This is a genomic window from Flavobacterium sp. N2038 (assembly GCF_025947185.1).
Taxonomy (GTDB): Bacteria; Bacteroidota; Bacteroidia; order Flavobacteriales; family Flavobacteriaceae; genus Flavobacterium.
Genome location: NZ_CP110001.1, coordinates 278,621 through 291,065 on the forward strand (window position 1 = coordinate 278,621; position 12,445 = coordinate 291,065).

Annotated in this window: 15 protein-coding genes; 11 read left to right on the top strand and 4 right to left on the bottom strand. The window is 33.3% G+C overall.

Annotated elements, in window-relative coordinates; all coding sequences use genetic code 11:
- Positions 1 to 287: 287 nt before the first annotated feature.
- The 3 genes from OLM51_RS01125 to OLM51_RS01135 are packed head-to-tail and all read left to right on the top strand — an operon-like array spanning position 288 to position 2,229.
- Entirely contained in the window at positions 288 to 845 is a 558-nt protein-coding gene (locus OLM51_RS01125) for an ATP-binding protein (protein ID WP_264552593.1), read from the top strand.
- Between the two features lie 3 nt (positions 846 to 848).
- Positions 849 to 1,577 carry a hypothetical protein gene (locus OLM51_RS01130; RefSeq protein ID WP_264552594.1) on the top strand — a complete coding sequence of 243 codons (729 nt, stop codon included), beginning with the start codon at positions 849 to 851 and terminating at the stop codon, positions 1,575 to 1,577.
- Positions 1,570 to 2,229 carry a hypothetical protein gene (locus OLM51_RS01135; RefSeq protein WP_264552595.1) on the top strand — a complete coding sequence of 220 codons (660 nt, stop codon included), beginning with the start codon at positions 1,570 to 1,572 and terminating at the stop codon, positions 2,227 to 2,229. Before OLM51_RS01130 ends, OLM51_RS01135 begins: the two co-directional genes overlap by 8 nt.
- A gap of 67 nt (positions 2,230 to 2,296) precedes the next feature.
- On the opposite strand, the gene OLM51_RS01140 is transcribed toward OLM51_RS01135, so the two are convergent.
- A complete protein-coding gene (locus OLM51_RS01140; RefSeq protein WP_264552596.1) occupies positions 2,297 to 2,527 on the bottom strand; it encodes a hypothetical protein in 231 nt (76 codons plus the stop codon).
- 355 nt (positions 2,528 to 2,882) lie between these two features.
- Between OLM51_RS01140 and OLM51_RS01145 the strand changes: the two genes are divergently transcribed.
- Positions 2,883 to 3,197, top strand: a complete 315-nt coding sequence (locus tag OLM51_RS01145; protein ID WP_264552597.1) for an HPF/RaiA family ribosome-associated protein — start codon at positions 2,883 to 2,885, stop codon at positions 3,195 to 3,197.
- A 54-nt stretch (positions 3,198 to 3,251) separates the two neighbouring features.
- On the opposite strand, the gene OLM51_RS01150 is transcribed toward OLM51_RS01145, so the two are convergent.
- Complete coding sequence (locus tag OLM51_RS01150) at positions 3,252 to 3,908, bottom strand: NAD(P)H-binding protein (protein ID WP_264552598.1); 657 nt, start codon at positions 3,906 to 3,908, stop codon at positions 3,252 to 3,254.
- A gap of 266 nt (positions 3,909 to 4,174) precedes the next feature.
- On the opposite strand from OLM51_RS01150, the gene wrbA reads away from it, so the two are divergent.
- Positions 4,175 to 4,897 (top strand): NAD(P)H:quinone oxidoreductase, encoded by a 723-nt coding sequence (gene wrbA, locus OLM51_RS01155; protein ID WP_264552599.1) that lies wholly within the window; start codon positions 4,175 to 4,177, stop codon positions 4,895 to 4,897.
- 62 nt (positions 4,898 to 4,959) lie between these two features.
- Positions 4,960 to 5,334: a RidA family protein gene (locus OLM51_RS01160; RefSeq protein WP_264554260.1), complete on the top strand. Its 375-nt coding sequence runs from the start codon at positions 4,960 to 4,962 to the stop codon at positions 5,332 to 5,334.
- Positions 5,335 to 5,862: 528 nt separating this feature from the next.
- On the opposite strand, the gene OLM51_RS01165 is transcribed toward OLM51_RS01160, so the two are convergent.
- A complete protein-coding gene (locus OLM51_RS01165) occupies positions 5,863 to 6,531 on the bottom strand; it encodes a hypothetical protein (protein WP_264552600.1) in 669 nt (222 codons plus the stop codon).
- A gap of 225 nt (positions 6,532 to 6,756) precedes the next feature.
- Between OLM51_RS01165 and OLM51_RS01170 the strand changes: the two genes are divergently transcribed.
- The 5 genes from OLM51_RS01170 to OLM51_RS01190 all read left to right on the top strand — a co-directional run bounded on the left by OLM51_RS01170 (position 6,757) and on the right by OLM51_RS01190 (position 10,897).
- Positions 6,757 to 7,248, top strand: a complete 492-nt coding sequence (locus tag OLM51_RS01170; RefSeq protein WP_264552601.1) for a nuclear transport factor 2 family protein — start codon at positions 6,757 to 6,759, stop codon at positions 7,246 to 7,248.
- Between the two features lie 262 nt (positions 7,249 to 7,510).
- Positions 7,511 to 8,893 carry an ammonium transporter gene (locus OLM51_RS01175; RefSeq protein WP_264552602.1) on the top strand — a complete coding sequence of 461 codons (1,383 nt, stop codon included), beginning with the start codon at positions 7,511 to 7,513 and terminating at the stop codon, positions 8,891 to 8,893.
- A 148-nt stretch (positions 8,894 to 9,041) separates the two neighbouring features.
- Positions 9,042 to 9,719 (top strand): tRNA (guanosine(46)-N7)-methyltransferase TrmB, encoded by a 678-nt coding sequence (gene trmB, locus OLM51_RS01180; RefSeq protein WP_264552603.1) that lies wholly within the window; start codon positions 9,042 to 9,044, stop codon positions 9,717 to 9,719.
- 44 nt (positions 9,720 to 9,763) lie between these two features.
- A complete protein-coding gene (locus tag OLM51_RS01185) occupies positions 9,764 to 10,402 on the top strand; it encodes a LysE family transporter (protein ID WP_264552604.1) in 639 nt (212 codons plus the stop codon).
- Between the two features lie 168 nt (positions 10,403 to 10,570).
- Positions 10,571 to 10,897 (top strand): MGMT family protein, encoded by a 327-nt coding sequence (locus tag OLM51_RS01190; protein WP_264552605.1) that lies wholly within the window; start codon positions 10,571 to 10,573, stop codon positions 10,895 to 10,897.
- Positions 10,898 to 11,078: 181 nt separating this feature from the next.
- On the opposite strand, the gene OLM51_RS01195 is transcribed toward OLM51_RS01190, so the two are convergent.
- Complete coding sequence (locus OLM51_RS01195) at positions 11,079 to 12,404, bottom strand: sensor histidine kinase (protein WP_264552606.1); 1,326 nt, start codon at positions 12,402 to 12,404, stop codon at positions 11,079 to 11,081.
- Positions 12,405 to 12,445 lie beyond the last annotated feature (41 nt).

A 12,445-nucleotide genomic window follows, 5' to 3' on the forward strand; every position in this document is an offset into this window, starting at 1 on the left:
AAGCTGAAAAAAGACAAAAGGAAGAAGAAGAAAGAAGGAGAAAAGCGGAACTTGAAACACTAAAAAAAGAAAAGGAAAGAGCTGAAGCCGAATTAGCTAAAATTAAAGCTGAACAAAAAGCGAAGGAAGAGGAAGAAAAAAATAAAAATCTAAAAGATAAATTAAGTATTGAAACAAAAAAAAATCAATATTTAAATGCCACTAGAAAAACTTTAAGTGAAGATGCAGAACAATTAGTACATTCAATAGATTTATACGTTGGAAATGCTTCTACATACATCAATGAATTGCTAACATCAGATCTTAATAAGGACACGAAAGATAAACTTTATTCAATTAAAAACAATATTGATAAAGCTATAAAAGTTTCACAAATTATAATCAAATCAAATTTTGATTATAAACATACTAAACAAAGGATAAATTTACCTATTTACATAAGGGAATATATTGAGGATTTAAATATTTCTAGACCAAACTTAAACTTTACAATTGATGGAGTTTTTGACAAATATTACTTAATTAATCCAATAGAAATAGATATTATCTTAGACAATTTAGTTTCTAATTCGATAAAAGCCAAAGCTAGTAGAATTGTTATAGCGTTTGAAAAACTAAATGATAAAATCCAAATAAATTATTTTGATGATGGTCTAGGTATGTCCGAAAAATTAGTGCATAATGCTAATTCTATTTTTGAATTAGGTGTAAGAGACTCATCAGAACGTGGTTCCGGAATAGGGTTGTTTGATGTAAAAAAACGAATAAATAATTTAAAAGGAGATATTATTTTTTTAGGTAATAATTTAAAACTAAAAGGAGCAGCCTTTCAAATAACTTTATAACATATGGCAAGCACAGATAAAATTCCTTTAAGATATCTTGTCTTCGATGATGATGACGAAGCAGAAAATCAATATATAAGAAATGTAAAAATTGATGGATACGAATGCATTCCAATATACATTAATCCTACTGATTTTTTTGATCCCGATAATAATAAATTCAAACAAGAAGAATTTATTGCAGCAATAAATCAAAAGACTGCAGGAGTAAATATTAATTTAATTGTGACAGACTGGAATATTATAGACGAGAATGCAGACTATAAAGGATTAGTAGGTTGGGATATTTTAGAATATGTAATAAACACAAAAGATAAATTAAAATCTAGACCATTTTTTATTTATTCCTCTGACATAAAAAAAGCTTCCAAATATATTTTATCAAAAATCTCACACGAGGTTTGTAATGGAAAAGATACAATAGATGACCTATCATTAAATAATTTTATTGCTGATATACTTCAGCTTAAGGTTAAGTTTTGGAAAAGGGATGGTACACATTTCAATGAAATTATCACATTACTCCGAGATTCAAATACAATATCGAATATTGTTTTAGATTCAGTATTATCATTTGATGAAAATATAGTAGTTAATACAGGCAATGCAAATTATGATGGAAAAAGTATTACTGAAATTTTAAACAGAGATGATATCGATCTAAGAGGATTAAAATTTATTCGTGAATTTATTGATCTTTCAATAGCACATTATTCGAAACTAAATGAATGATTACAAAAGAATATTAATACTACATGCTGTAGATAACTCAACATTGTTTTTAAAGAGTTTCGAGGAAGAGTTTAGTGATTATTATGTTCCATTTGATTCTACAAAGGAATCTATTTTTATGGCAAAAAAATTATTAGGCAATTTAGATCCTAAGTCATTAATAATATTTCTAGGACACGGCAGTTCTTTTGGCCTGTATGAACCGGACGAAAACCATAACTATGAAAAACTTTTCTTAGATGCTAATTGGGGAAATCATTTTTTTGAAGATCATGATGTTTTTTTATTAAGCTGTAGATCATCGGAGTATCTAGATAAAATTTATCAATCAAATTTATCATTAGGCTTTGGCAACATTATTAGTTCTGACGACGAATTAAAAATTCACAACAATAAAAATGATATTAAAAAAGAACTGAGTATTGATGAAATTAATCTGTTTAACGATATATATATTAAAATTTCGATTAAAGTTGTTAAAAGATTAATCAATGAAGAAATTTCCTTCGACACCATTCCTAAATATTTTAAATTTCTTATTAATCAAGAAATTAACAAAGTACTCCTAAACAAAGACAATATGAATAGAGTTGAATTATCCCGCATGTTATTCGACTTTCGTAATGAAATAATCCTAAAGAAAAACTCTTAAAAATAAACAAAATTATCCCGAATCAAGAAAACAAAAAAAGCTACTTAAATAAGTAGCTTTTTGAATTTTAATCTTCCAGATAAGGATCCAGAATTTCGGCTAATTTGTTCAGCCAGTAGAAATTGTCTTCGAGGTTAATGTTTTCGGGTTTCAGGGTTTCCTGTTCGCGCATAACATTTAAAGCCAAAAGATAATTTACCTGGCGAATTGTTTTGGCCATGCTTTTGGAATCAATTGAATTGTTGAAAAATTCAGTTAACCGCAATTCGGTTTCTCTTGAAAGGGTGTTTGTACTCATAATCTCGAAATTTAGGAAATATAAAACCCGTATAGGTTAGCTGTCCTACGCCTTCGAGAACGCGTTGTGGTTGTTTCCAATACCGCCAGCGTACCATACGGGCAAAAAGTTTTGTTGTGTTCATAATCTCGATGTTTAGGACTGCAAACATACGAAAAGCTAAAAAATTGGGCGTACTTTTCTTCATTTTTAACTTCTTATTCTTACAGAGATACTTGTAGCCATTTCTTCTTTCGCGAAAGCGCAAAAAAGCTTAAAATGCTTCTAAATATTTCATAATCTTTCCTTAACTCGCTTGTCTTTTTCTTCTAAAAAAGATAGCTTTGAGAAACAATCATTAAAAAATTAAACCGTTATGAAGATTCAAATCAACACCGACAAAAACATTGATGGACATGCAAGATTAGAAAGCTACTTTTCTGGAGAATTAGAAAAAGGTTTAGCACGTTTTGAAGACAAAATTACCCGTATAGAAGTTCACTTTGGTGATGAAAATGGAGAAAAGTTTAGTTTGCAGGACAAAAAATGTGTAATCGAAGTTCGCCCTCAAAAATTACAACCCATAACCGTAACAGAACACGCCGACACCCTTGAAAAAGCTTTTAGCGGCGCTCTAACAAAAATTAAAAAATCATTGACTACGACTTTTGAAAAAATCAAAGAGTATTAATTGATCTAAATAATACAAAAATGGCATTATCTCTAATCAGGATAATGCCATTTTTTATTTTAATAAAGCAGTCATTTCGCTCCACTGCAATATTTTGACTTTTTCATTGGTTTTGTTTGCACTCTTAATCATTGCTTTGGCAATATCCTGCGCCTCGATCCCTTTGTACTTACTTAATCCTCCTATAAACAAAGGATTGATAATTTTCCAGAGCGCTATAAAAAAACGCTCAAGTGGCCGGTTTTCTTTTCTGTCTCCTAATATCATTGAGGGGCGAAAAATATAAGTGTGTTCAAAATTCAAATCGATAATATCCTGCTCTGTTTCGCCTTTCATTTTAATGTAAAACACTGCCGAATTTTCGTTGGCTCCAACGGCAGAAACCAAAAAAACTGCTTTTGCTCCATTATCTTTAGCCAACTGCGCTGCTAAAACCGGATAATCATGATCGATTTGATAATATTGTTCTTTATTGGGTGTTTTCTTTTTTGTAGTTCCAAGGGCTATAAAAATTTCATCTGCATAAATACCTTTTCCCACATTTGCCAACGAATGAAAATCGCCTATTAAAGTCTTTAATTTTGGATGATCAATGTTTAGATCTTTCCTGACAACAATTATTATTTCTTCATAATTGGCATCATTCAATAAACTTTCCAAAATATATGATCCTACTAGTCCGCTTGCTCCGTATACAATTGCTTTTTTCATAATAAGGCGATTTGTTTCCTGAAAGTTAGAAATTTTTGCCACTGATTTCACAGATTAGAATGATTAATCTTTTTAATCCTTTAATCTGTGGCAAAAAAAAATACTAATCCTTACTCCTATGTCTTTAAATAGAACGATTAACATAATAATAACGCTTTTCGGGATTGTAAAAAGTAAATTTGCAGTCCCAAAAAAAAGAATCCTGACATTCTAAAAACTCAGCACTTTGATTGGGATTATTTACAATATCACATAAAAATACATTCATGAAAAAGCAATTACTCGTATTATTAATCACAGTACTTTTAGGTTTTGGTGCCAATGCACAACTAAAATCTACCGAAACAAATGTTTTGGTTTTGATTTATTCTCAAAACGGCGGAACCTACAAAATGGCTAAATCTATTGCCGAAGGAATTCAGGAATATCCAAATACAAAAGCAACTTTAAAGAGAGTTCCATCAATAAATCCTAAAGAAAAACTAAATGCCGATGTCGAGAAATTACCTATCGCCACAATTGACGAACTAGCCAATTATGACGGAATCGCATTTGGGAGTCCGGTACATTTTGCCAATATTAGTGCTGAGATGAATTCTTTTTTCAGCCAAAGTATTCCGCTTTGGACTTCGAGAGCTTTAGAAGGAAAACCAACAACTGTATTTATGTCTGCAGGATCCGGAGCAGGAAAAGAAGCTGCTATTTTATCTTTCTGGAATATTCTGGCCTCTCACGGAATGGTAATCGTACCTACAGGAATTATGGGAACGGCTACTCTGGACAAATCGGCTCCTCAGGGAAACACGCCTTTTGGAGCAACTTCATTAGCAGGATCAACAGGAACACGCCCGTCACAAAGCGAATTGAATTTGGCTAAAGAACAAGGAAAAGCTTTGGCAAGAGTCGCATCTGGATTAAAAAATACAGAGAACATAAAAACGGTAAAACAGCTTCGACAGAAATTAAAAATGATGTCAATAAAACGCTAAAAGACAATAATATTGTACTTCCGGAAGCACCTAAACCAGTTGGAAATTATGTTCCGTATACGATTTCAGATCATAAAGTTTTTATTAATCAGGTAGCCTTAAAAGACGGAAAGATTTTAAATCCGGGAAAAGTTGGCGCAACTGTAACAGATGATCAGGCTAAAGAAGCAACATATCAAACGATGCTAAATGTAATTGCAGTTTTAAAAGAAGCTTGCGGAGGTGATTTGAATAAGGTCAAACAATGTGTACAATTGACAGGATATTTTAATACTACACCGGAATATACACAACATGCTGCCCTTATGAATTCGGCTTCTAATTTGACTGCATTGGTTTTTGGAGAAAAAGGAAAACATGCCAGAGCCACAATTGGTGCAGTTTCGTTACCAATAAACTCGGCTGTAGAAATTCAGGCTGTTTTTGAAATAGAATAAAAGAAGATTTTACCGCAATCCTGCAATGTCATTAAGTCAAGCTTTTAGAAAATAAAATTATTGCAAATCAAATCCGTGTATATCCGTGTTTTTACGAAGTAAATCTGTTTTATCCGCGTCAAAATTAGACGCTGATTTTACTGATTCGCTAAAGCGAAAACGCTGATAAAAACTGATTTTTCTAATTACTTTTTTAATTAAACTATTAAGTAATTTTATAGATTTCCTCTTAACTCAATAACATTGAGCTATCGAGAGAAAAGGATTACGCAAAGGTCACAAAGTTTTGTGAATTATGCTTTGCTTTGAGATCGCAAAGGGATTGTGTTTAAAAAACTTAGCTTAATGACATTGCCTGTAAGGACTACACATATTTTATAACACAATCTAATTTTTTGCGTGAGGGATAGAAGCAAGCTACCAAAGTAGCGCGGATAGCCCGACAGCGATATAAAAAGGGCCGACTAAGCAATTGCAGAGTTGGCCCCTTTTTATATTGGTGGCACGCCCAGACTATTGACGTAAATATTATGATTTTGGCAATGGTGCTCCAACCGCAATGTCACAGCGGTGTCCCGGTTGCCCATGCGCCGGATTCATTCCGTCTGCTACAGTTTGCGTTGTTTCTGTACTTAATAAAGCCGGAACTGCATTGTTTGCAGCCGGTGGTGTTACGGTAAAACTTTGTGTTGTCGAACCGCTTTGTGCTGCTCCGGTTGTTGTACCGGCTTTTGCAACAGGAGAATTTAGAGGTGCTCCAACAGGAATATCACATCTGTGTCCCGGTTGTCCGTGCGACGGATTCATACCTTTTCCAACTTTTACAGGCGCAGCCGTAGTCGTCGTAACGACATTTTTCTGATTTGGATTTACCTGAACTACTTGTGGTGTTTGTGTTGTAGTAACTTGCCCTTGTTGTGGAGGAGCCGAATTTAATGGCGCTCCAACTGCAATATCACATCTGTGTCCCGGTTGTCCGTGTGCCGGATTTAATCCCTTTGTTTCTCCTAAAACCGTATTTGGATTTGTTTGAGGTTGTGTTTGCATAACCGGAGAGGCTACTTTTGTAGTATCTTTTGCAAGTCCAAGCCTAACTAATTCAGATGTTGCTGTTGTTTCTTGTGGTTCTAACTCTTTTTTACAGGAAATAAAAAACAGAGAAATAGCCAGCGAGCTTATAAGGATTTTTGGATTCATGATTCTAGTATTTTAAAGCACTCAAATATACTTGTTTTTGGGTTTTCTGCCATATAAGTTATATAAGATAATTTAAGTTTTACTTTTTTGTTTGTTTCTGGCAGTCACGATAACTATGGGCAATAGCTTAAAAATTGTCGTTGCAATAAACCCATAGCTTAAATTATCTTATATAACTTATATGGTTTAAAAAAATTAATATCTTTAAACTAAAATAGATCAATCATGAAAAAAACAATTCTACTTCTTTTATTTGTTGTGTCTTTTGCAAATGCTCAAAAAGCTGAAAAAGACAAAATCAATCAAACTTTAGATGCATGGCATAAAGCTGCTGCCGAAGTAAAAATGGACGTTTACTTTAATACTCTTGCTCCTGATGCCATTTATATAGGAACAGATGCAACAGAAAACTGGTCTAAAGATGATTTTTATACCTGGGCAAAACCATTTTTTGAAAGAGGAACAACCTGGAATTTTAAAGCTTTAGAGCGTCATATTTATTTTGATTCAACAGGTAAAGTAGCGTGGTTTGATGAATTACTTGATACACAAATGAAAATCTGTCGCGGTTCTGGCGTTTTGGTTAAAGTGGGAAAAGAATGGAAAATTCAACATTATGTTTTATCGATGACAATTCCGAATGACGAAGTTGAAGCTGCCATAAAAATTAAAGCCCCAATTGAAGACGCACTGATTACAAAACTTCAAAAAAAATAAACATTTTTATATTTTATTCTTATAATCCTAACTTTTAGAGCGACTTACAAAGATCATTAGCAAAACAATTATAACACAATTGACAATATTAGACCAGTTTTAGAAGTTCAAAATCAAATACTCTCAAAAAACCAATCCATAATTTACAAAATTGACTAAAATAAAACTCTAACCTCTATTTTTACAGCCCTAAAAAGCCAAATCTTTATTTTTTTTTAACTTTGACCCTAAAAAAAATAGGGTTCAATAAAGTATTTGAAAAATGAAAATAGAAAGACGCTGGATCATTTCCTTTATTATTATAAGTATTGTTTGTATTACGGGTGCATTTTGGCCAGCAATGACCGAAAATAGTTATGTATTATCTGAATTTGGCAATACAGACCATATTGTTCCGGCAGATGTTGCCTGGATGCTTACTTCTTCTTGTCTGGTTTTGATCATGACACCCGGACTGTCTTTTTTTTATGGCGGAATGGTAGGCAAGAAAAATGTGATTTCGACTATGCTGCAAAGTTTTATTTGTTTGGGCGTTGTGACGCTTTTATGGGTTGTAGTTGCATTTAGTTTAGCTTTTGGAGATCCGGTTGGTTTTGGATCCGGAGACCATTTTTATAGTTTCTTCGGGAATCCAACTACTTTTGCTTTTATGGATTATGTGGGTGTTTTGCCTCATAAAAAATTGGCAAGTACGATTCCGTTTATGCTTTTTGCTTTATTCCAAATGAAATTTGCCATAATCGCTCCGGCTATTATTACAGGTTCATTTGCAGAACGTGTTCGATTTATTTCGTATTTAATTTTCATCAGCTTATTTACCATTTTCATATACGCGCCTTTATGCCATGCCGTTTGGTATCCAACAGGTATTTTAGGAAGCTATTTTGGTGTGAAAGATTTTGCCGGAGGAACGGTGGTACATATGAGTTCTGGATTTGCCGCTTTGGCAGGAGTTATTGTTTTGGGGAAAAGAAAAAACAGTCAGCATATTCCAACCAATATTCCGTTTGTATTATTAGGAACGGGAATGTTATGGTTTGGCTGGTTCGGATTCAACGCCGGATCTGCTCTTGCAGCCAACGGAACTGCTGCAATGGCTTTTGCAACTACAACAACTTCATCAGCCGCAGCAATGTTAACCTGGATTTTCTTTGATCGAATGAATGGCAGAAAAGTATCGGCTTTAGGAGCCTGTATTGGCGCAGTTGTTGGTTTAGTAGCCATTACGCCTGCTGCCGGATTTGTATCGGTTCCAGAAAGTATGTTCTTTGGATTTATAACGGCTTTAGTTTCAAACTCTGCTGTAAATTGTCGTTTTTCTAAAAAGTTTGATGATACTCTTGACGTTTTTGCCTGTCATGGTGTTGGCGGAATTATGGGAATGATTTTAACTGCAATTTTCGCGCATGGCCAGGATGCCAGTTTACTACACGGCGGATGGAACGTTTTTGCACACCATATGATGGCATTGGTTCTGGTTTCTGTCTTTACATTCTTTGGTGCTTATTTTTTATTCAAAGTAACCAATTTTATTATTCCGCTAAGAGTTTCAGAAGAGTCAGAACATATGGGACTGGATTTATCTCAACATGATGAAACCCTTGATCCAAAATTAAAACCAATTACCGAACCGCATTACGGGTAAAATGTTAGCCACAGATTTCACAGATTCTCACAGATTAAAAAAAGAAATCCCAAAAATCCTTAAAATCTGTGGCTAAAAAAATTTAAACCCCAATTACGGTTTCTCCATTCGTTTATATTCCTTAATTTTGCGAAAAATTTTTGTACAAGTGGGAAGTAAAAATAAACTTAAAAGATTCAGAGAAAACGAAACATTTCAAAACGTTTTTCAGCCAACCAGAGAAGAAGTTGTAGGCAACCTAATGCCTTTGAGAGGAAAATGGAATTCTGATTTCTTTAAAAATGATAATCCTTTAGTTTTAGAATTAGGATGTGGAAAAGGAGAATACTCTGTTGGATTGGCAGAAAGATATCCTGACAAAAATTTTATCGGAATCGACATTAAAGGTGCACGTTTCTGGAGAGGCGCAAAAACCGCTGTCGAAACCGGATTGCATAATGTTGCTTTTGTTCGAACTCAAATCGAATTGATCAATCATATTTTTGCCGATGGCGAAGTAGATGAAATCTGGATTACTTTTCCGGATCCTCAAATTAAATACAAAAGAACAAAGCACAGAATGACCAATTCTGAGTTTTTGCAGTTGTATAAAAAAATCCTTAAAAAAGATGGTGTTGTAAACCTTAAAACCGACAGCGAATTTATGCACGGCTATACTCTTGGTTTACTTCATGGTGAAGGACATGAGGTTTTATACGCAAACCATAACGTATACAAAAACGAAGGAAGCCCTGAAGAAGTTACTGCTTTTCAGACTTTTTATGAAAAACAATATTTAGAAATTAACAAGGCAATTACGTATATTCGTTTCAAAATTAAAGACTAATTTAATTTTAAAACACGTTTTTCATAATTCATTATACAACTTTAATGGCATTACTTACTCCATTACTTTCTGGTTTTATTGCTGCTGCGATTGGGATTATTCCTCCGGGTTTAATCAACATGACGGCAGCCAAAATAAACCTTAAAGAGGGAAAAAAGAATGCGCTGTGGTTTGTAATTGGAGCCGTTTTGGTTATTTTCTTTCAGGTATCGGTAGCGGTTTTATTTGCACGTGTGATCGATAATCGTCCGGATGTGGTAACCTTACTTCGTGAAGTTGGTTTTGTTATTTTCTCTATTCTTACCATTTACTTTTTGTTTATTGCTAAAGAACCGCAAACCAAAAAGAAATCTAAAATCAAAAAAAGCAGTAAAAAAAGCCGTTTCTTTCTGGGAATGCTTCTTTCTGGTTTAAACTTCTTTCCTATTCCATATTATGTTGTTGTAAGTGTTACATTGGCTTCATACCACCTTTTTGTATTTGAAAACAATATTATTTTTACTTTTGTTATTGGTTCGGTTTTAGGCTCATTTGCTGCTTTATACAGCTACATTGCTTTCTTTGGAAGAATCGAAAAGAAAACAGATTATTTAATGCGCAACATGAATACTATTATTGGTAGTATTACCGGTTTAGTTGCTCTTGCGACACTTTTTAATATTTTGAATTACTATTTCAGGTAATTTTATAGCCACTGATTTCACAGGTTAAAATGATTTTTTTTTTACTTTGTGATAAATATTTTTCTCGCAGTCCCGATTGCTATCGGGAGCAGATTAATTATTCTTATTTTTATCTGTGTGATCTGCAAAATCCTTTAATCTCTTAATCTGTGGCAAAAAAACAAAACTATGGCTGAAGAAAATTTTTTCGAGAGAGTGTATACAGTTGCCCGACAAATTCCTTACGGAAAAGTGACTTCTTACGGCGCAATTGCAAAAGCCTTAGGCGCCGCACGTTCTGCCAGAATGGTTGGCTGGGCCATGAATGCGTGTCATAATATGGATGATGTTCCGGCACACAGAGTTGTAAACCAAAAAGGACTTTTGACAGGGAAACATCATTTTGACGGAACCAATTTAATGCAGCAGCTTTTAGAAAGTGAAGGTATTAAAGTAGTCAATAATCAAATTGTAGACTTAGAAAAACACTTTTGGAAACCTGAAGTGCAGTATTAAATGTTTTTCACCATATAAGTTATATAAGATCATATTAAGCATTGCGCAAAAATCTCTCGCAAAGTCGCGAAGTCGCAAAGAAAATTGAAAAAAGCGTTGCGACTTCGCGACTTTGCGAGATTAAATCATTAAGTAAAAAAACTTTAAATGAACTTATATAACTTATATGGTTCAGAAAAAACTAAATCAAACAAATCACAAAACTCGTTTTATCTTCATCGGTCTGATAGCTTAAATAGCCGCCGTGTGCCTCGATAATATTCTTAGAAAGCGTTAATCCAATTCCGGCACCATCTTTTCTGGTGGTAAAAAACGGAAGAAATACTTTATCCTGAATTTCTTTATCAATTCCTTTTCCATTGTCTGAAATGGTAATAAAAAAGCGGTTATTTTCAGTATAACTGGAGACAAACATTTTCTTCTCGCTTTTCTCTTTTAATGCATAAATACTGTTTGTAATCAAATTTATAATCACCTGCTCCATTTGGTTTTTATCAATCAAAATAGAACGAGAACTGTGCAGATCATTTACCAACTCAATGTTTTCCGATTTTAAAATCGGGCTCATAACTCTAAAACAATCATCAAACAAATCGTTTATAGGTGTCATTACTTTTGTTGGTGTTGGCAGCATGGCCAGTTTTCGGTAATTATCAACAAAAACCTGCAAATGATCACTTCTGTTTATAATGGTCGAAATACTGCTTTTAATATCCTCAAAATCATCATCTTCCAGTTTATCCTGATCTACAATATGAAGTAAATTCTGCGAAAGCGCACGAATTGGCGTTAAGGAATTCATTAATTCATGCGATATAATCTTCATTAAATTAATCCAGGCTTCTTTTTCTTTCTTCTCAATAACCCGCTGAATACTATCCAGTAAAACAATAAAATATTCTTTATTATACGTTCGGGTTCTTGAAGTCTGCAACATAAAAGTCTGCAAATCCTGTTCTTCAATTTTTATAGAAATTGCCGATTTTAATTCACTGAAATCCGTCTTTTCAATTTCAAAACAAAGAGAGGGCAAATAATTTTTAAGATATTTCCAATGATTTACTTTGGGCACTTTAAACAAGTCTGAAAAACAATCATTCATTAAAAAAATATTCCAGTCTTCATTGTCTTTTTCCAGAATTAAAGCTGCAGTATCAATATTATTTAAAAGAGAACGATAAATTAGCTCTTTAGAAATTTGTTCCTGCTGCCGATCTTTTAAAGTTTCATACAGAAGATATAAACTTTTAAAATTATCTTTTTTGTTCTCTTCGGGGAAATTGGTCGAAAAGTCATTTTGCAAAATCGAAAGCATCGTTCTGTCATAAAACTGCAATCGGTTTTTTACATAAAAATACATTTCGGCCATCATTATAAAAACAAATGAGCCCACCAAAAGCGCATTATAGTAAAACATTTTATAAAGTAGAAAAACGCAAAGGAAAAAGAGCAGCATCACAAACAAAACTCTCACGAACAAAGCATTATAAAATTTCCAGTTTTTCATTTAGTTTTAATTTTAGCCACAGATTACACAGATTAAAAGAT

Excerpts from the sequence above, each read along its gene's own strand:
- OLM51_RS01130 (WP_264552594.1), top strand. The coding sequence starts at position 849 with ATGGCAAGCACAGATAAAATTCCTTTAAGATATCTTGTCTTCGATGAT.
- OLM51_RS01135 (WP_264552595.1), top strand. The coding sequence starts at position 1,570 with ATGAATGATTACAAAAGAATATTAATACTACATGCTGTAGATAACTCA.
- OLM51_RS01140 (WP_264552596.1), bottom strand. The coding sequence starts at position 2,527 with ATGAGTACAAACACCCTTTCAAGAGAAACCGAATTGCGGTTAACTGAA.
- OLM51_RS01145 (WP_264552597.1), top strand. The coding sequence starts at position 2,883 with ATGAAGATTCAAATCAACACCGACAAAAACATTGATGGACATGCAAGA.
- OLM51_RS01150 (WP_264552598.1), bottom strand. The coding sequence starts at position 3,908 with ATGAAAAAAGCAATTGTATACGGAGCAAGCGGACTAGTAGGATCATAT.
- wrbA (WP_264552599.1), top strand. The coding sequence starts at position 4,175 with ATGAAAAAGCAATTACTCGTATTATTAATCACAGTACTTTTAGGTTTT.
- OLM51_RS01165 (WP_264552600.1), bottom strand. The coding sequence starts at position 6,531 with ATGAATCCAAAAATCCTTATAAGCTCGCTGGCTATTTCTCTGTTTTTT.
- OLM51_RS01170 (WP_264552601.1), top strand. The coding sequence starts at position 6,757 with ATGAAAAAAACAATTCTACTTCTTTTATTTGTTGTGTCTTTTGCAAAT.
- OLM51_RS01175 (WP_264552602.1), top strand. The coding sequence starts at position 7,511 with ATGAAAATAGAAAGACGCTGGATCATTTCCTTTATTATTATAAGTATT.
- OLM51_RS01185 (WP_264552604.1), top strand. The coding sequence starts at position 9,764 with ATGGCATTACTTACTCCATTACTTTCTGGTTTTATTGCTGCTGCGATT.
- OLM51_RS01190 (WP_264552605.1), top strand. The coding sequence starts at position 10,571 with ATGGCTGAAGAAAATTTTTTCGAGAGAGTGTATACAGTTGCCCGACAA.
- OLM51_RS01195 (WP_264552606.1), bottom strand. The coding sequence starts at position 12,404 with ATGAAAAACTGGAAATTTTATAATGCTTTGTTCGTGAGAGTTTTGTTT.